Source organism: Bacillus sp. FSL K6-0073 (assembly GCF_038006085.1).
GTDB classification, from domain to species: Bacteria; Bacillota; Bacilli; order Bacillales; family Bacillaceae_G; genus Bacillus_A; species Bacillus_A cereus.
The window spans coordinates 4461646-4481445 of sequence record NZ_JBBOUN010000001.1 but is presented as its reverse complement, the minus strand read 5'-3'; the positions used below and the strand labels follow the sequence as shown (position 1 = coordinate 4481445).

The window sequence follows — 19800 nt, the reverse complement described above, 5'->3', positions numbered from 1 at the left end:
TTATTCCCCTTTTCTATCATTAATTGTTTTCATTGTGTCAATTAGTTTATTTAGCTGAATTAATAAAGAGCGATATTCTTGCTCTGTAATTCCTAAGTTTGTAGCCATCGTTGTCGGTAATGAACAAGCCTTTTCCTTTAAATCTTTGCCTTGTTCTGTTAATTCAATACAAACTTTTCGCTCGTCTTCTTTGGAACGAACACGTTTTACAAGTTTTAATGATTCCATGCGTTTTAACATAGGTGTTAACGTACCAGAATCTAAAAATAGACGTTCTCCAATTTCTTTTACTGTTAGTCCATCTTGCTCCCATAGTACGAGTAAAGTAATGTACTGGGGATACGTAATACCCATTTCTTCTAAATAAGGTCGATAAAAACGAGTAACCTCTCTAGAGCAGGCGTAAATAGAAAAACAAAGTTGGTTATCTAGATGCAAAGAGTCCTCTGTCATAAATAACTCCCTTCTAATTAATTTGTGCACAATTTAATTTCGTAAAACCAATATAACGAAAAAGAAATACAATGTCAAATACATTGTATTGAGAAAGTCTTTGTTGCATTTTGGAACAATCATACATATTTTCCTTCATGATGAAAGAAGATAGGGAAGATGATGTTATAATTTATATGGAATAGTTTCCATCACTTGATTATGAGGGCTTTTTTTGGTAACGTACAAATAGAGTTATTAATTTATAATCATTATAAAGTAGAAGTTTTTTTATTAGTGTTACTGAATCTCCTTTATTACATACGGAGAATAATTAAAAAATAATCAGTTGTTCACACGATTGTCAGATTCATAAGAGGAAAGTTGTATTATGATAGTAGATAAAGTGATAAAACGGGTGAAGGGGGACATGCTGCGTGCATATTCTTGTTGTTAGTGTAAATTATCGAACAGCCCCTGTAGAATTTCGTGAGAAACTCACATTTCAGGCAGCAGAACTAGAGCGAGCGATGACTACATTACAAAATCAAAAGAGCGTGTTAGAGAATGTCATTGTATCAACTTGTAATCGCACTGAGATTTATGCTGTTGTCGATCAATTACACACGGGACGGTATTATATTAAGAAGTTTTTAGCTGATTGGTTTCAGCTTGAAATAGAAGAAGTCGCGCCATATTTAACTATTTTTGAACAAGATGGTGCAATAGATCATTTATTCCGCGTAACGTGCGGTTTAGATTCTATGGTAGTCGGAGAAACGCAGATTTTAGGTCAAATAAAAGATAGCTTTTTAGAAGCGCAACAAGTTAAAGCAACAGGCACAATTTTTAATGAATTGTTTAAGCAAGTCATTACATTAGCAAAACGTGCCCACTCAGAAACAACAATCGGGGAAAGTGCGATGTCTGTTAGTTATGCTGCTGTTGAGCTTGGAAAGAAAATATTTGGCGAGTTAACAGATTGTCATGTGCTTATTCTTGGTGCTGGTAAAATGGGCGAACTTGCACTGCAAAACTTATATGGAAGTGGTGCTCGTAAAGTAACAGTTATGAATAGGACGCTTTCGAAAGCAGAAGTAATGGCTGAGAAATATATGGGACATGCAAAATCGTTAAGCGAATTACAATGTGCATTATTAGAAGCAGATATTTTAATTAGTTCAACTGGTGCATCTGAGTATGTCATTACGAAAGAGATGATGACAAAGGTGGAGAAAATGCGCTGTGGTCGCCCTTTGTTTATGGTTGACATTGCAGTGCCACGTGATATTGATCCAGCGATTGATGAGCTAGAAGGTTCTTTCTTGTATGATATTGATGATTTACAAGGAGTAGTGGAGGCAAACCGTGCTGAGCGTTTGAAAGAAGCAGAGAAAATTCAATTTATGATTGAAGAGGAAATTGTTCTATTTAAAACGTGGTTAAGTACACTTGGTGTTGTTCCATTAATATCAGCTCTTCGTGATAAGGCACTTGCAATCCAAAGTGAAACGATGGTAAGCCTAGAGCGAAAAATACCAAACCTTAGTGATCGCGAGAAAAAAGTTATTAGTAAGCATACGAAAAGTATTATTAATCAATTATTAAAAGACCCAATTTTAGTAGCGAAAGAAATAGCTGCTGAAGAGGGAGCGAGCGAAAAATTAGCGTTATTTGCGAAGATTTTCGATTTAGAAACGGAAGACGTAGAGAATTGTGCGGAAGAAGTAGAACATAAAAAAGTGTGGACACCATCCGTTCCATCTTTATAATTTGGAAGGATGATCGGATGAGTTTTTTAAATAACAGTATTATTTATCATATTGCAATTATTTTATATGCTTGTAGCATTAGTTTATATTTTATAGATTATTTCCAAAGTAACCGAAAGGCGAACCGATTTGCTTTTTGGTTACTTTCGATTGTATGGGTCCTGCAGTCTATTTTTATGTTACTTAGGGCTACAGATTCAGAAACGAATCCTATTTTAACTTTATTATCAGGGATATATTTTTATGTTTGGTTATTGATTACGATGTCGTTAGTCATTAATCGATTTATGAGAATTGACTTTTTAGTCTTTTTTACAAATGTTGTTGCATTTGGCGTAAGCGCTTTTTCTATTTTTACACCGCTCGGAAAGATGTCGCCAGTACTTGCGGAACAATTAGTTTCAGAACTTGTATACGTGCATGTCGGTATGGCAATTATTTCTTACGCAACGTTTACTGTATCGTTCATTTTTTCTATTATGTACTTATTACAATATCGCCTATTAAAAAAGAAAAAATGGAATGCGAGATTAAGAAGATTAGGGAATTTACCGAAGCTAGAATCTATGTCTTACGGATTAAATTTATTTTCTGTTCCATTTTTCTTACTAGCAATTTTATTGGGATGTATATGGGGATATACAAAATTGGACAATTTCCATTGGTATGATACGAAAGTAATCGGATCTTTTGTCGTTCTATTTGTGTATTGCACAGGTTTATATTTACGAGCGGCAGATGTGTTGCAAGGTAAGAAAATTGTACAGTGGAATATCGGATCGTTTCTCGTAATGCTAGTAAACATTTTTCTATTAAGCAGTTTATCCAATTTCCACTTTTGGTATTTATAATGAGGAGAGAGAATTATGCGCAAAATTATTGTAGGATCACGAAAGAGTAAACTAGCATTAACGCAAACAAACTGGTTTATTGATCAGTTAAAAGCCCTAGGTCTACCATATGAATTTGAAGTGAAAGAAATTGTCACAAAAGGTGATGTTATTTTAGATGTTACTCTTTCAAAAGTAGGCGGCAAAGGCTTGTTTGTAAAAGAGATTGAACACGCGCTACTTACGAAAGAAATCGATATGGCTGTACATAGTATGAAAGATATGCCAGCCGTACTTCCAGAAGGTTTAATGATTGGCTGTACACCAAAGCGTGTTGACCCTCGTGATGCTTTTATCTCAAAAAATGGAGCATCGTTTAAAGAGTTAGCGGAAGGTGCTATTTTAGGTACGAGTAGTTTAAGACGTAGTGCACAGCTACTCGCTGCGAGACCAGATTTACAAGTGAAGTGGATTCGCGGGAATATCGATACACGTTTACGTAAATTAAAAGAAGAAGATTACGATGCGATTATTTTAGCGACAGCTGGATTACAAAGAATGGGCTGGGATGATGAAGTTATTACAGAACATTTAGATGAAACGTTATGTGTACCTGCTGTAGGACAAGGTGCATTAGCGATTGAGTGTCGTGAGGATGATAAGGATTTATTGCAGTTGTTAGCGCATATTAATGATGCGATAACAGAAAGAACAGTGGCGGCGGAGCGAGTATTTCTTCATAAACTTGAAGGTGGATGCCAAGTTCCAATCGCTGGATATGCAACCCTTACAGAAAACGATGCAATCGAATTAACAGCTCTTGTCGGCTCTATGGATGGCTCTGTTTTATTAAAAGAGACAGTAGTGGGTACTGATCCTGAGGAAGTAGGATTAGAGGCCGCGGACCGTTTAATTAAGCAAGGCGCCAAAGAACTCATTCTTGCTGCAAATAAGGAGCAACAATAAATATGAACGCTCTCGCTGGAAAAACGGTATTGATTACACGTGCCCAGCATCAAGCGAAACAAATGAGTGTAGCAGTGAAAGAAAAGAGCGGAATTCCATTGGAAATTCCGCTTTTGCGTATGGAAGGTATGTCTCATAGGCAAATTCAACATATTGAAGAGCAGCTACATTCATACGACTGGGTTATTTTTACGAGCAGAAATGGTGTAGCTTTTTTTCTAGATAGTTTAAAAAAGAAACTACCACTAACCATTAAAATCGCTGCGGTAGGTGTGAAAACAAAATTAGAGTTAGAAAAAAGGGGCTATCAAGTTCATTTTGTTCCGACTTCATTTGTTGCAGAAGCATTTGCAGAAGAGTTTCTAAAAGAATTAAGTGGAAATGAACGTATTTTATTTCCGAAAGGGAATTTAGCAAGAGAGGTAATTCCGGTTGCACTTCGGGAAATTGGTGTTTCTCTAGATGAGCTAACCGTATACGGTACGAAAGTGAATATAGAAAAAAAGCAAGAGCTTATAGCGGCATTGAAGTTAGGGAAAGTAGACATTATTACATTTACGAGCCCTTCAACTGTTACTAGTTTTGTTCGTTTACTTGAGGGTACAAACTGGAGAGAATGGACAAAAAAATGTACAATTGCTTGTATAGGACCTATTACGGAAAAAGAGGCAAGTCTTTATTTTCCGTCTGTTATTGTGCCGAAAGAGTACACTGTAGAAGCATTACTACAATATGTTTGTGAATCTATAAAATGAAAGAATGGGGATAGAAATCTATGAACTCTTTACAATTTAATCGTCATCGTCGTTTAAGACAAAGCGGGGGCATGCGTGCGCTTGTGCGTGAAACGTTTTTACATACGGAAGATTTTATTTACCCTATTTTTGTATTAGAAGGTGAAAATGTTCGTAATGAAGTTCCTTCTATGCCAGGCGTATATCAAATGTCTTTAGATTTATTGCAAGCTGAAATGCAAGAAGTTGTTGATTTAGGTATTCGTTCTGTTATTGTATTTGGTTTACCTGCTGAAAAGGATGAAGTTGGATCATCAGCATATTGTGATCATGGAATTGTACAACGTGCTATTCAGCAAATTAAAGGTGATTTCCCTGAGCTAGTAGTAGTTGCAGACACATGTTTATGTCAATTTACAAGCCATGGTCATTGCGGTGTAATTGAAGATGGTATTATTTTAAATGACGAGTCTCTTGCAGTTCTTGCGAAAACAGCTGTAAGTCAAGCGAAAGCAGGAGCGGACATTATTGCGCCATCAAACATGATGGACGGCTTTGTAACAGCAATTCGCCATGCATTAGACGAAAATGGTTTTGGACACGTGCCAGTTATGTCGTACGCTGTGAAATATTCATCAGCATTTTATGGACCATTCCGTGATGCTGCGCACGGTGCACCGCAATTTGGTGACCGTAAAACATATCAAATGGATCCGGCAAACCGTATGGAAGCATTCCGTGAAGCAGAATCAGATGTAATGGAAGGTGCAGATTTCTTAATCGTAAAACCAGCTCTTTCTTACTTAGATATCGTTCGTGATGTGAAAAACAACTTTAATTTACCAGTTGTCGCTTATAATGTAAGTGGTGAATATTCGATGATTAAAGCGGCAGCGCAAAATGGTTGGATTAATGAAAAAGAAGTTGTTCTTGAAAAATTAATTAGTATGAAACGTGCAGGAGCAGATTTAATTATTACGTATCATGCAAAAGATGCAGCAAGATGGTTACAAGAAGGAGGCGCTAAATAATGAAAAAGTTTGATAAGTCAATTGCAGCGTTTGAAGAGGCGCAAGACTTAATGCCTGGCGGCGTAAATAGCCCGGTTCGTGCCTTTAAGTCTGTTGGGATGAATCCGTTGTTTATGGAGCGTGGAAAAGGCTCTAAAGTATATGATATCGATGGGAATGAATACATCGACTACGTATTATCATGGGGTCCTTTAATTCATGGTCATGCAAATGATCGTGTTGTAGAAGCGTTAAAATCTGTTGCTGAAAGAGGTACAAGCTTCGGTGCACCAACAGAAATTGAAAATAAATTAGCAAAACTTGTTATTGAGCGCGTGCCATCAATTGAGATTGTGCGTATGGTTAACTCTGGAACGGAAGCAACAATGAGTGCACTACGTTTAGCTCGTGGTTATACAGGTCGTAATAAAATCTTGAAATTTATCGGTTGTTACCACGGTCATGGTGATTCGTTATTAATTAAAGCTGGTTCTGGTGTGGCGACTTTAGGTTTACCAGATAGTCCTGGTGTACCAGAAGGTGTAGCGAAAAATACGATTACAGTAGCTTATAACGATTTAGAAAGCGTAAAATACGCGTTTGAACAATTCGGTGATGATATTGCTTGTGTAATTGTAGAACCAGTAGCAGGAAATATGGGGGTTGTTCCTCCGCAGCCTGGATTTTTAGAAGGTCTTCGTGAAGTAACAGAACAAAACGGTGCATTGCTTATTTTTGATGAAGTAATGACAGGGTTCCGAGTAGCTTATAATTGTGGCCAAGGTTATTATGGCGTAACGCCTGATTTAACATGCTTAGGTAAAGTAATCGGTGGTGGTTTACCAGTAGGAGCATACGGTGGTAAAGCGGAAATTATGCGCCAAGTTGCGCCAAGCGGACCAATTTACCAAGCTGGTACTTTATCAGGTAACCCACTTGCAATGGCGGCAGGTTATGAAACGTTAGTACAGTTAACGCCAGAATCATATGTAGAATTTGAGCGTAAAGCTGAAATGTTAGAAGCTGGATTACGTAAAGCAGCTGAAAAACATGGCATTCCGCACCATATTAACCGTGCAGGCTCTATGATTGGTATTTTCTTTACAGATGAACCCGTTATTAATTACGATGCAGCAAAATCTTCAAACTTAGAATTCTTTGCGGCTTACTATCGTGAAATGGTAGAACAAGGTGTATTCTTACCACCATCTCAATTCGAAGGTTTATTCTTATCGACAGCACATAGTGATGCAGATATTGAAGCGACGATTGCAGCAGCTGAAATTGCAATGTCAAAATTAAAAGCGTAATGTATTAGAGAAAATCGCTCTCCATAAGGGGAGCGATTTTTTTTATTCATAAAGTAAGCTTTCCGCACATAAATCTGTAATGACATATAGTTTGGGAGGGGGAAAAGAAGTGGCTGCAGATCATTCATTACGATTTTCATTAAAAGAATCTGTGTGGTTCCAAAAAGGACAGGAAGTCGAAGAACTTTTGTCAATTTCGTTAGATCCAGACGTTGAGATAGAAGAGCTTGATCATGAAGTAATCGTGAGAGGACAATTAGATTTAACGGGAGAGTATGTTGCACGAAAAGATGATTCCACGTATTCATTAAGAGAACTATCGCCAGCAAAGTCAATTGATTATGTAGAAACAAGAGAAGATGGGGTTAATGAACTTGTTCATTCCTTTCCACTTGAAATATCAATTCCGAGAAATCGAGTGAAAGTAATTGAAGAGCTATATGTATCAATCGAGGAATTTGATTATGAATTAAAGGAAAATGGTTGCTTACAATTATTAGCGGATATATCTATTACCGGTTTGTGTGATGAAGAGAGAGGCGAGGATGAAGTTGAAGAGGAAGAAACGGTGTATGCTGAGTTAGAAGAAGATTCAGCGCAAGAGGATGAAAATAGACCGGCGCCGCATGTAGAAGAACCGGCATATAAGGAATCAGATGAGTGGGAAGATTACGCATTTGAACCGTTCCAATTAGAGGAAAGAAAAGAGCAGGAATTAGAAGAAGAGAAAATAGAAGAACATGAATTTGTGGAACGTGAAGAGGAGCAAGAAACAACGCCGCAATTTGAACTGTTCGGACGAAAAGATTTCAAGAAAGAAAAAGCGAAAAAGCAGGAAGAACAAGAAGAAGAGTACTCACAGCGAGATGAAAATGCGCTTTATTTAACAAAACTATTTACGAAAGAACCGGAAGAAGAATTTACAAAGTTAAGAATGTATTTCGTGCAAGAAGGAGATACAATTGAATCTATTGCAGACCGTTATGAAACGTCTGTACAAAATTTATACCGTGTTAATCAAACAGAAGATATATTTTTAAATACGGGGCAAATTATTTATATTCCCGTTTCAAGGGTAAAGACGAAATAAGGAAGTGAGTGTTTTCACTCACTTCCTTTCTTAGAGGCTATGTTTTGAATAGAAAGGGTTATTCGTATGGATATTGAGTTGCGAAATCACTATGAACCTATCGTGAGGCAATATAGATTGGATACGCAGCATATGGAAGAGCACGGAAATGTAATGAAAATTTATACGAATCAAGGTCCATATGCACTCAAGAAAATAGAAGGCAGAAAGTTAGAGCGGAATAACTTTCTGCATCATATTCAATATTTGAAGGAGAAAGGTTTTTCAAATTATGTACCTATATATCATGCGACGGATGGAAGTTATATTTTAAGTGACGGGACGTATAATTATTATTTAATGCCTTGGTTAGAACGTGCAGAAGGAAACGGTGAGGACAATGATCAATACCATAAAATGTTTCAGACACTTGGAACGTTGCATCAAAAAACTGTGAAGGAAGAAATGTATACGGAAGAAGATTTAGAAAAACATTATACAAGTATATCCGATCGTTGGGAAAATGATGGTGAGATGTTAGAAGAGTTTCTCGTAGAATCTGAATCAAAATGGTATATGTCCCCGTTTGAATTGCAATATTGTACGTACTATCATCATGTAATGAGAGCGCGTGAATTTGCAACGAAGCAATTAAATGAGTGGAACGATGCGATGAAAGAAAAAGAGAAAACGCGTATTACTTTTGTGCATGGTAATGTGTCACTTAATCATTTTTTATTTGACTATGAGCGGAATGGCTATTTTATTAGTTTAGAAAAATCGAAGTTTGCAACGCCTGTGCAAGATATAGTAGGTTTTTATTCACGGTCTTTAAACACATATCCAATCGCAAGAAGTGATCGGTTTGAATGGTTTCAAATGTATCAAAAAAATTTCCCTTTTACGAAAGAAGAGCAACTACTTATGTTTGCGTATATGACGTATCCATCGCAATTTATTCGGCAAATCCAGTCCTATAAGAAAAGAAGAGATAATCGCAACGAGGAAAATGAACTGCGCGGAGTAAAGAGTTTGCAACAATCGCATTGGCTCGTTAGCAATATAGAATATTTCCTGTCACAATTACAAGCTGCCCAGCAAGGGAACGGATAAAGTAAAGGCATTCCCCGCTGATGATTAGCCTTCACCAATTGGGCGTTTACGGGCACCAGGGCTCCCATCTAACTTCTTTGCTTCAGCTGAGTTTTAAGGTGGAGGTCTTACTGCCCGCAAATAGCGGGGGAAAGAAGATAAGTAGAGGATTCTACTTATCTTCTTTTTTTGGCACGAAAAGCTGTAGTTTTAAATTTGTCTTGACGAATAAGGTTTCGTTTTTTACACTATTGTATATAATAATTAACAATCATATAAATGCCTTGAAGGGGAAGAGTATAACATGAAACGTCTTCAGAGAGGAGAATCATTAGCTGGGAGATTCTCTAGATAGTTATGTTAGAAGGTAGCCCTGGAGCATCTTTTCTGAACGGAATAGTTCTTATTAGGAAAAGACGGATTTGTCCGTTATCAAATTAAGAGTATAAGCAAATTATGAATTTGTTTGTAAATAAAGGTGGTACCGCGATGTCCCTCGTCCTTTTTGGATGAGGGACATTTTTTATTTTAAGGAGGGAAAATAATGTCAAACACGGAAAAGAATTTACCAACTAAATATGATCATATGTCCGTTGAAGAAGGCCTTTATCAATGGTGGCTTGAAGGCAAATATTTTGAAGCAACAGGAGACGAGAAGAAACAACCATATACAATTGTAATTCCACCTCCGAACGTAACTGGTAAGTTACACTTAGGTCATGCTTGGGATACAACTCTTCAAGACATTTTAACTCGTACGAAGCGTATGCAAGGATACGATGTGCTATGGCTTCCAGGAATGGACCATGCTGGTATTGCAACACAAGCAAAAGTAGAAGGAAAACTTCGTGAAGAAGGTATTTCACGTTACGATCTTGGCCGTGAAAAATTCCTTGAAAAAGCTTGGGAGTGGAAAGAAGAATACGCTTCTCACATTCGTCAACAATGGGGAAAAGTTGGTTTAGGACTAGACTATTCTCGTGAACGCTTCACATTAGACAAAGGTTTATCAGATGCGGTTAATAAAGTATTCGTTCAATTATACGAAAAAGGCTTAATTTACCGTGGTGAATATATCATCAACTGGGATCCAGCAACACGCACAGCTCTTTCTGATATTGAAGTAATTCATAAAGAAGTTCAAGGTGCATTCTACCATATGAACTATCCGTTAACAGATGGTTCTGGTCACATTCGTCTTGCGACAACTCGTCCAGAAACGATGCTGGGTGATACAGCAGTAGCAGTTCATCCCGAAGACGATCGTTACAAACATTTAATCGGAAAAACAGTTACACTTCCAATCGTAGGCCGTGAGATTCCGATTATTGCTGATGAGTACGTAGAAAAAGATTTCGGAACGGGCGTTGTAAAAATTACACCAGCTCATGACCCGAATGACTTTGAAGTAGGTAACCGTCATGACTTACCACGCATTTTAGTAATGAACGAAGATGGAACAATGAACGAAAAAGCTGGTAAGTATAACGGTATGGATCGTTTCGAATGCCGTAAAGAATTAGTGAAAGACTTACAAGAAGCTGGCGTATTAGTAGAAATCGAGCCACATATGCATTCAGTAGGTCATAGTGAGCGTAGCGGTGCAGTTGTTGAGCCTTATTTATCAACACAATGGTTCGTAAAAATGGCTCCACTTGCTGAAAAAGCAGTAGCGCTTCAACAAAAAGAAGAAGAAAAAGTAACGTTCGTACCAGAGCGTTTTGAAAACACATATTTACGCTGGATGGAAAATATTCATGACTGGTGTATTTCTCGTCAATTATGGTGGGGACACCGTATTCCAGCTTGGTACCATAAAGAAACTGGTGAAGTATACGTAGGTACAGAAGCACCAGCAGATATTGAAAACTGGAATCAAGATAATGACGTACTTGATACATGGTTCAGTTCAGCGTTATGGCCATTTTCAACACTTGGTTGGCCAAATGAAGATTCAGCAGACTTCAAACGTTACTATTCAACAGATGCACTAGTAACGGGTTATGATATCATCTTCTTCTGGGTATCTCGTATGATTTTCCAAGGTTTAGAGTTTACAGGAGAGCGTCCATTTAAAGATGTATTAATTCACGGTTTAGTTCGTGATGAGCAAGGTCGTAAAATGAGTAAATCTCTTGGTAACGGTATTGATCCAATGGATGTTATCGAGAAGTACGGTGCAGATGCAATGCGTTTCTTCTTATCAACAGGAAGTGCACCAGGTCAAGATTTACGTTTCAGCATGGAAAAAGTAGAATCTACTTGGAACTTCATTAATAAAATTTGGAACGCATCACGTTTCGTATTAATGAACATGGATGATATGAAGTATGAAGAAATCGATTTAACTGGTGAAAAATCAGTAGCAGATAAGTGGATCTTAACTCGCTTAAACGAAACAATCGAAAGCGTAACACGTAACATGGATAAATATGAGTTCGGTGAAGCTGGTCGTTCATTATACAACTTCATTTGGGACGATTTCTGTGATTGGTATATTGAAATGGCGAAACTTCCACTATACGGTGAAGATGAAGCAGCTAAGAAAACAACTCGTTCTATTTTAGCTTACGTATTAGATCAAACAATGCGTCTATTACACCCATTCATGCCATTCGTAACAGAGAAAATTTGGCAACATTTACCGCATGAAGGCGAGTCTATTACAGTAGCTGCGTGGCCAACAGTTCGCGAAGATTTACAAGATACGGAAGCTGCGGCAGAAATGCACCTTCTAGTTGATATCATTCGCTCTGTTCGTAACATCCGTGCAGAAGTAAATACGCCAATGAGCAAAAAAGTTCAAATGCAAATTAAAGCAAAAGATGAGGCTGTACTTGCTCAACTTACGAAAAACAGCTCTTACATTGAGCGTTTCTGTAACCCAAGCGAATTAACAATTCAAACGGACTTACAAGCGCCAGAAAAAGCAATGACTGCAATCGTATCAGGTGCAGAGTTATTCTTACCGTTAGCTGATCTTATCAATCTTGATGAAGAGAGAGCTCGTCTTGAGAAAGAACTTGAGAAGTTCGATAAAGAAGTAGAACGTGTACAGAAGAAACTTTCTAACCAAGGTTTCGTAGCGAAAGCTCCTGCAGCGGTTATTGAAGGAGAGCGTGCGAAAGAGCAAGATTACCTAGAAAAACGCGAAGCAGTTCGTCAACGTCTAGCAGATCTTGAAAAGTAAAAATGTTTTTAGAGACTCACTATATTGGTGAGTCTCTTTTCTTTGCGTATAATAGAACTATGAAAGTTGTCTTTTGAAAGGGGAAAAACATACGTGATACATACATACGAAGAAGCGATAGGGTGGATCCATAGCCGATTGAAATTTGGAATTAAGCCAGGATTAGAAAGAATGAGATGGATGTTAGAAGAACTTGGAAATCCAGAGCGTCATATAAAATGTGTTCATCTTGCTGGTACAAATGGAAAAGGTTCAACGTTAACATATATGCGTTACATGTTAGAAGGCGCGAAATATAAGGTAGGAACGTTTACCTCTCCTTACATCGAATCATTTAATGAACGCATTAGTGTGAATGGAACACCAATTGCAGACGAAGAGATTACTGAACTTGTAAAGATGGTAAAACCAGTCGTGGAAAAACTAGATGAAACGGATTTAGGGGAAGCGACAGAGTTTGAAATTATTACTGTTATGGCGATTTGCTATTTCGGAAAATTCAATTTCTGTGATGTTGTTTTATTTGAAACAGGGCTTGGTGGACGTTTTGATTCTACCAATGTTATACACCCTGTTCTCACGATTATTACAAATATAGGTCACGATCATATGCATATTTTAGGAAATACACTAGGGGAAATTGCATATGAAAAGGCGGGGATTATTAAGTCTGGCGTGCCCGTAATTACTGGTGTACAAGATGAAGAAGCTTTGCAAGTCATTCAAAATGTTGCAAAGGAAAACCATGCAAACTTATACGAACTTGGCAAGCATTTTACAGCGTTACATAAACAGTCTAACGAAGATGGGGAACAGTTTGATTTTACTTGTCCTTTTTCCGCATTTGAAGATTTGCAAATCTCAATGAAAGGCATTCATCAAGTAGGAAATGCAGCGCTAGCACTTATGGCAGTAATGTATGTGAAAACATATTTATCATTTTTAATTGAGGAAGATGAGATAAGAACGGGATTACGGGAAGCATATTGGATTGGGCGCTTTGAAAAGCTGCAAAGTAACCCGGATATTATTATAGATGGTGCTCATAATCCAGAAGGTATCGAAAGCCTTGTGAAAACAGTAGAAGCACATTACAAAGATAAAAATGTAATAGTGTTATTTACTGCCCTTGGTGATAAACAATTACATAACATGGTAGGCCAATTAGAAACCATTGCAGATGAAATTATTTTTACAACATTCGCCTTTGATCGTGCTATTTCTGCTGACAAGCTTGCATCATATTCACAGAAAGAATCAAAATTAGTTTTTGAAAATTGGAAAGAGGCAATTGATACAAAAGTTGAAAAGATAGCAGAAAATGATGCTTTTATCATAACAGGTTCTCTTTATTTCATTTCTGAAGTACGAAAATATATTCGCGAGAAAAACTAGATAGTCTTTGCTATCTAGTTTTTTTGTTCTACAAATGAAGTCAAATGCATACATATAAGATAAATATATAGGGTTATTTGGCGAATTCCTCTGACAAATATCTCGTTTTTTTATGAAATGAATATGATATGATGCGGACAACGATAAGAGGTGAGGTGTGAGTGTATGGACAAGCAATCACGAACGATCTCAGTGAAAGTGAATGGAACAGAAGCGAAGTATGAGGAAAAAAAGAAAGATGAATTTGAATGGATGGTAGTAGAAAGTGAACGACCGAAAAATGTTGTTCCGTTTCAAAAAGCGAAATCAATGTCTGTGGAAAAATACCGAAAGAAGTGGAGTAATACATTAATTGTAATCGTTGCAACTGCAATCATTATCGGTACGGCGTTTGGAATGGGGATGCTTCATTTACTTACTGGACAAGGAACGACAGGAGGAAGTGAAGTGACAGCTTCAAGGCCGACTGGAAATGGAGAATCAAAGGTGGGTGGAACGGCAGAACAAACACCAGCACCGAAAGAAGAAAAACAAAAAGCACAGACAGGAACGTCATTGGATCCGATGAAATTATTTTTTGTTCAAGGGGGGCTTTATTCTTCTGAAGAAAAGGGACAGGCAGCTCTTGAAGAATGGAAAGGCAATGGGGGCATTGGTGCTTTGAGACCGAGCGGTGATAAGTATGCAATAGTTGTTGGTATTGCTAGCGATGAACAGTCTATAAATCAATTAATGACTAAGTATAAAAATGATGGTGTCTCCGTTTTAAAAAAGAGCTGGGATATAACAGATAAAGCATTGCTGAAAGATGATAAAGAAGTAGGGACATTTTTAACAAAAGTGCAGCCATTATACACTCATTTAGCAAAATATGCTTCTAGCGTACAAGTTGGTGGAAAAAGCAGCCCAAAAGATATAGAAGCAATTGAAAAAGAATGGAAAAAGGTTGAAAAAGAAGGGGAAAGTATGAAACGAGAAGAAGCAAAGAAACTGTATATGTATACGTCGGTAGCTGTACAAACAGTAAAAGATGGGAAGGTGGATAAGGAATCTTTGGCGAAATTAAATCAAGTTATTATTGATGGTTTACTCTCGTATGAAAAAATTGTTTCGTAGAAAGTGAAATGATAGGATAATAAAATGAGTAAGAAAGAAGTACATGTACTTCTTTCTTTTCTTTTGAATTTAGAGCAAAGTGCTTTCTCTATGACGGGAATATAATCGTATGCAATAAAGAAGTTTTATTTTAGTTAGAGAAATTAATATTTCTTTCATTTGTGGGCAAACTATTCCTTTGATACGATTAATATAAATTGTTCTGCTTCATGTGAGAAAGGAAGGAGAAAATATGAGAAAAATAATTTTAGCTTCAGGATCACCTCGGAGGAAGGAATTACTTGAGTTAGCTAGTGTGCCATTTGAAATCGTTGTAAGTGAAGTAGAGGAAACAATTGGTGCATATTCATCGCCTTCTGATATTGTAATGTCGCTTGCCTTGCAAAAAGCATCAGCGGTGGCAGAAAATAATAGTGATTACATTGTGTTAGGTGCAGATACAATTGTTACATATGAGTCGCGTATTCTTGGTAAGCCTTCTAATGAGGATGAGGCGAAAGAGATGTTACAATTACTATCAGGGAAAACACATGAAGTGTATACAGGTGTTGCGATTATAGCAAAAGAAAAAACGGTTACTTTTTATGAGCGTACAGAAGTTACATTTTGGGAGTTAACAGAAGAGGAAATTGATACATACGTCGCGTCGAAAGAACCTCTTGATAAAGCCGGTAGTTATGGGATTCAAGGTAAAGGATCTATTTTCGTTCAAAATATTCAAGGGGACTACTATAGTGTAGTTGGCTTACCAATTGCACGTCTCGTTCGGGAATTAAAACAATTTGATATTGATGTAACCCATGCGTAAAATTGCATGGGGTTTTCTTTGAGAGAACAAATAAAGGGGTGGAGAGATGAACGGTATTCGTGATGTTGTAAGAGAAGAACAGCCACGGGAGCGTTTATTGTTAGAAGGTGCTGGAAGTTTATCAAATCGAGAGCTTCTCGCAGTGTTACTCAGAACAGGTTCTAAAGAAGAAACAGTTTTAAAGTTGTCAGATAAAATTTTACACCAATTTGATGGCTTACGTATGTTGAAAGATGCAACATTAGAAGAGCTAATTAGTATACATGGTATTGGGATTTCAAAGGCATCGCAACTTATGGCAGCCTTTGAACTAGGCAGAAGAATGGTACGTTTAGAATATCAAAATAGATATAGTATTCGAAGTCCAGAAGATTGTGCGAAATACATGATGGAAGAAATGCGTTTTTTACAACAAGAGCATTTTGTTTGTTTATATTTAAATACAAAAAATCAAGTTATACATAGGCAAACGATCTTTATTGGAAGTTTAAACACGTCAATTGTACACCCGAGGGAAGTTTTTAAAGAAGCCTTCCGTCGTGCAGCAGCCTCTATCATATGTCTTCATAACCATCCCTCAGGAGATCCCACGCCGAGCCGTGAAGATATTGAAGTAACCAAACGCTTAGTAGAATGCGGCCAGATTATCGGAATTGAAGTGCTTGATCATATTATAATAGGTGACCATAAATTCGTGAGTTTAAAGGAAAAAGGTCATATTTAAGACTATGCTTTTTACTTATTTTGTTTTATAATGTGATTTATGAGTTTTTTGTAGAAATTTATCTACAAAAAGGATAAAGATATAAAAAACGTACTGTTTTTATAATATAAATTAAGAAAAAATGAGTCCGTGAAAACAAGAAAGGAAGATAAATAATATGTTTGGATTTGGTGGATTTACTCGCGATCTTGGAATAGACTTAGGAACTGCGAACACGCTTGTATATGTAAAAGGAAAAGGTGTAGTTTTACGTGAACCTTCAGTAGTGGCGTTACAAACTGATACGAAACAAATCGTTGCTGTAGGTAGCGACGCAAAACAAATGATTGGTCGTACACCAGGGAACGTTGTGGCACTTCGCCCGATGAAAGACGGTGTAATTGCTGATTACGAAACAACTGCAACAATGATGAAATATTACATTCAACAAGCTCAAAAATCAAACGGTTTCTTCTCACGTAAGCCGTATGTAATGGTATGTGTACCATCTGGTATTACAGCTGTAGAAAGACGTGCAGTAATCGATGCGACTCGTCAAGCGGGTGCTCGTGATGCTTATCCTATCGAAGAGCCATTTGCAGCAGCAATTGGTGCAAACTTACCTGTTTGGGAACCAACTGGTAGTATGGTTGTTGATATCGGTGGTGGTACAACAGAAGTTGCAATTATTTCTCTAGGTGGTATTGTAACAAGCCAGTCAGTCCGTGTTGCTGGTGATGATATGGACGATTCAATCATTCAGTACATTAAGAAAAGCTATAACTTAATGATCGGTGAAAGAACAGCTGAAGCATTAAAATTAGAAATTGGTTCTGCAGGCGAGCCAGAAGGTATCGAGCCTATGGAAATTCGCGGTCGTGATTTAGTAAGTGGTTTACCAAAAACAGTACTAATTCAGCCAGAAGAAATTGCAGATGCATTAAAAGATACAGTAGATGCGATTGTAGAATCAGTTAAAAATACGTTAGAAAAAACTCCACCTGAATTAGCGGCTGATATTATGGACCGCGGTATCGTATTAACAGGTGGCGGGGCATTACTACGTAATTTAGATAAAGTAATTAGTGAAGAAACGAAAATGCCAGTTCTTGTTGCAGAAGATCCATTAGATTGCGTAGCAATTGGAACAGGTAAAGCATTAGACAATATCGATCTTTTCAAAACTGCTGCTCGATAATATTGCAAAATAAAAATCAGTGAAATTAAGAGGGTGTGAACGTGCCACAGTTTTTCTTAAACAAAAGATTAATTGTTTTGTTGGTTAGTATTATTCTTCTCGTGGCATTGATTGGAATCTCATTGAAAGAACGGAACAGTTTAACATGGCCAGAGCAGTTTGTTAAAGATACTGTCGGTGTTGTAGAACGTGTATTCCAAAAGCCAGCGAAATACGTAGCTGGATTCTTCGAAAATGTAGAGGATGTAAAGCGCACGTATGAAGAGAATAAAGAATTAAAAGCAAAATTAGATAATTATGCAGGTCTATCAGGGAAAGTAAAACAATTAGAAGATGATAACAAGAAGCTACAAGAGCTAACGGGTAAAAAAGAGTTAAATAGCGGGTATACTGAAATTCCAGCTACTGTTGTTTCTCGTAATCCAGATAAATGGTACGATTTAATTGGAATTGATAAAGGGGCACAGCAAGGAATTAAAAAAGATATGGCTGTAGTAACTTCACAAGGGTTAGTTGGAAGAGTGAAAAGTGTATCTCAGTTTACATCATCAGTAGAATTACTAAGTTCTATGAGCCGAACAAATCGCGTTTCTGCTATTGTACAAGGGCAAGAGAAAATCTTTGGATTGATTGAAGGTTATGACAAAGAAAAGCAATTACTTCTTTTCACAAAGATTGGCTCTGATGCACCGGTAGATAAAGATCAACTAGTTGTAACATCTGGACTGGGTGATATTTTCCCGAAAGGTCTTGTAATTGGAAAAATCGTTGAAGTTCAGCCGGATGCATATGGCTTAACAAAAACAGCTTATGTAAAACCTGCCGCTGATTTAAATGACGTAGAGCATATTACGGTTGCTAAACGTGCAACACCTTCAGCGCCATTAGAATAGGAGGAGAAGAAGAGATGATGAAGATATTAAAAAGAGCAGCTCTTCCTCTTTTGCTCCTTTTTGTGTTTCTATTTGAAAATATGTTTGCTACTGTTGTTCCAACGGATGTGTTTTGGAAAGACAGCATAGCAGCACCGCATTTCTTTATAATCGTCTTATGTTTTATTACAGTGTATTATAGTCCGGTCCAAGGGATTTATTACGGACTATTATTTGGCTTCTTATTTGATACCGTATACACAGAACTTGTCGGGATATATATTTTTGCTTATCCGATTTTAGCTTATTTAGTATATAGTGTGATGAAAGTACTACAATTGAATTTATTTATTGTTGTTTCTATCATATTAGCTAGTGTTGTAGCACTAGAGTATTATGTGTATGGATTCTTAACTTTATTAGGACGTACTCATATGCCAGCGTATGTCTTTTTCACAGATCGTCTCCTTTCTACTTTATTGTTAAATGCTATTTTCTTATTGATAGTTTGTTTCCCACTGAGACGATATATAGTGCGTCTTTCAAAAGCGATGGAAGAAAAAGAAAAAAGGATTTTCTAATTTTATGTCGAATTGAATCGGTGGGGTGAACTTTAGTGGAAGAAAAAAAGCAACAAAATGTAACGATAAAAGGGACAAAAGATGGGATAACGCTTCATTTAGATGATTGTTGTTCATTCTCAGAATTATTGGTGGAATTAGATGAAAAACTTTCTACACATTACTACGATGGTGATGGACGTTCTTTAATTGAAGTGCATGTGAAAGTAGGAAATCGTTATTTAACAGAAGTCCAACAAGAAGAGATTCGTACGTTAATTCGTAATAAAAAGAATCTTGTTGTGGATTCAATTGAAAGTGATGTTATCACTAAAGCAGAAGCAATAGCTTGGAAAGAAGAAACAGAAATTGTCCCTATTTCCAAAATTGTTCGCTCTGGACAAGTTTTACATGTAAAAGGAAATTTGTTGTTAATTGGAGATGTTAATCCAGGCGGAACGGTTATCGCTGGGGGGAATATTTTTGTCGTAGGATCATTAAGAGGAATTGCACATGCTGGGTATTATGGGGATTCGGATGCTGTAATCGCTGCATCTGTTATGAACCCGATGCAACTTCGAATTAGTGATGTGGCAATGCGGGCTCCGGAAGAGAAAGAAGACGGAGCGGAGGCGGCAGAATGTGCGTATATTAATGAGAACAATCACATTGTTGTCGATCGCCTGCAACTTCTCACTCATCTTAGACCTAATTTAACAAAGTTAGAAAGGGGAATTGTATAG

Annotated in this window: 18 protein-coding genes and 1 other annotated feature; of the genes, 17 read left to right on the top strand and 1 reads right to left on the bottom strand. The window is 37.2% G+C overall.

The window, feature by feature from the left end:
• Window positions 1-453 (bottom strand): MarR family winged helix-turn-helix transcriptional regulator, encoded by a 453-nt coding sequence (locus MHB52_RS23135; RefSeq protein ID WP_016118673.1) that lies wholly within the window; start codon window positions 451-453, stop codon window positions 1-3.
• Between the two features lie 416 nt (window positions 454-869).
• On the opposite strand from MHB52_RS23135, the gene hemA reads away from it, so the two are divergent.
• The 17 genes from hemA to minC all read left to right on the top strand — a co-directional run bounded on the left by hemA (window position 870) and on the right by minC (window position 19800).
• Window positions 870-2204 (top strand): glutamyl-tRNA reductase, encoded by a 1335-nt coding sequence (gene hemA / locus MHB52_RS23130; protein ID WP_000547864.1) that lies wholly within the window; start codon window positions 870-872, stop codon window positions 2202-2204.
• A 17-nt stretch (window positions 2205-2221) separates the two neighbouring features.
• Entirely contained in the window at window positions 2222-3055 is an 834-nt protein-coding gene (locus MHB52_RS23125) for a cytochrome c biogenesis protein (protein WP_000008999.1), read from the top strand.
• Between the two features lie 15 nt (window positions 3056-3070).
• Window positions 3071-4000: a hydroxymethylbilane synthase gene (hemC, locus tag MHB52_RS23120; RefSeq protein ID WP_001226399.1), complete on the top strand. Its 930-nt coding sequence runs from the start codon at window positions 3071-3073 to the stop codon at window positions 3998-4000.
• Between the two features lie 2 nt (window positions 4001-4002).
• A complete protein-coding gene (hemD, locus tag MHB52_RS23115) occupies window positions 4003-4755 on the top strand; it encodes a uroporphyrinogen-III synthase (RefSeq protein ID WP_000992349.1) in 753 nt (250 codons plus the stop codon).
• 20 nt (window positions 4756-4775) lie between these two features.
• Window positions 4776-5765, top strand: a complete 990-nt coding sequence (hemB, locus tag MHB52_RS23110; RefSeq protein WP_001087065.1) for a porphobilinogen synthase — start codon at window positions 4776-4778, stop codon at window positions 5763-5765.
• Window positions 5765-7054: a glutamate-1-semialdehyde 2,1-aminomutase gene (gene hemL, locus MHB52_RS23105; protein ID WP_000712943.1), complete on the top strand. Its 1290-nt coding sequence runs from the start codon at window positions 5765-5767 to the stop codon at window positions 7052-7054. Before hemB ends, hemL begins: the two co-directional genes overlap by 1 nt.
• A 79-nt stretch (window positions 7055-7133) precedes the next feature.
• Window positions 7134-8144 carry a stage VI sporulation protein D gene (spoVID, locus tag MHB52_RS23100; protein WP_115735440.1) on the top strand — a complete coding sequence of 337 codons (1011 nt, stop codon included), beginning with the start codon at window positions 7134-7136 and terminating at the stop codon, window positions 8142-8144.
• A gap of 66 nt (window positions 8145-8210) precedes the next feature.
• A complete protein-coding gene (gene ysxE / locus MHB52_RS23095; RefSeq protein ID WP_000350655.1) occupies window positions 8211-9236 on the top strand; it encodes a spore coat protein YsxE in 1026 nt (341 codons plus the stop codon).
• A gap of 254 nt (window positions 9237-9490) precedes the next feature.
• Window positions 9491-9722, top strand: a binding site (T-box leader).
• Window positions 9723-9759: 37 nt separating this feature from the next.
• On the top strand, window positions 9760-12405 hold the full coding sequence (locus MHB52_RS23090) for a valine--tRNA ligase (RefSeq protein WP_000072250.1): 2646 nt from the start codon (window positions 9760-9762) through the stop codon (window positions 12403-12405).
• Between the two features lie 93 nt (window positions 12406-12498).
• A complete protein-coding gene (locus MHB52_RS23085) occupies window positions 12499-13800 on the top strand; it encodes a bifunctional folylpolyglutamate synthase/dihydrofolate synthase (RefSeq protein WP_061664901.1) in 1302 nt (433 codons plus the stop codon).
• Window positions 13801-13965: 165 nt separating this feature from the next.
• Window positions 13966-14916, top strand: a complete 951-nt coding sequence (locus MHB52_RS23080) for a hypothetical protein (protein WP_000361012.1) — start codon at window positions 13966-13968, stop codon at window positions 14914-14916.
• 232 nt (window positions 14917-15148) lie between these two features.
• The gene (locus MHB52_RS23075; protein WP_001226294.1) at window positions 15149-15724 is read left to right on the top strand and encodes a Maf family protein; all 576 of its coding nucleotides are present in this window, start codon (window positions 15149-15151) and stop codon (window positions 15722-15724) included.
• A gap of 46 nt (window positions 15725-15770) precedes the next feature.
• On the top strand, window positions 15771-16448 hold the full coding sequence (gene radC / locus MHB52_RS23070; protein WP_001013391.1) for a DNA repair protein RadC: 678 nt from the start codon (window positions 15771-15773) through the stop codon (window positions 16446-16448).
• Window positions 16449-16605: 157 nt separating this feature from the next.
• Window positions 16606-17625, top strand: coding sequence for a cell shape-determining protein MreB (gene mreB, locus MHB52_RS23065; protein ID WP_000466736.1), 1020 nt, complete (start codon window positions 16606-16608; stop codon window positions 17623-17625).
• Between the two features lie 41 nt (window positions 17626-17666).
• On the top strand, window positions 17667-18518 hold the full coding sequence (gene mreC, locus MHB52_RS23060) for a rod shape-determining protein MreC (RefSeq protein ID WP_001135486.1): 852 nt from the start codon (window positions 17667-17669) through the stop codon (window positions 18516-18518).
• A 14-nt stretch (window positions 18519-18532) separates the two neighbouring features.
• On the top strand, window positions 18533-19078 hold the full coding sequence (gene mreD, locus MHB52_RS23055; RefSeq protein WP_000975766.1) for a rod shape-determining protein MreD: 546 nt from the start codon (window positions 18533-18535) through the stop codon (window positions 19076-19078).
• Between the two features lie 35 nt (window positions 19079-19113).
• Window positions 19114-19800, top strand: coding sequence for a septum site-determining protein MinC (gene minC, locus MHB52_RS23050; protein ID WP_000391525.1), 687 nt, complete (start codon window positions 19114-19116; stop codon window positions 19798-19800).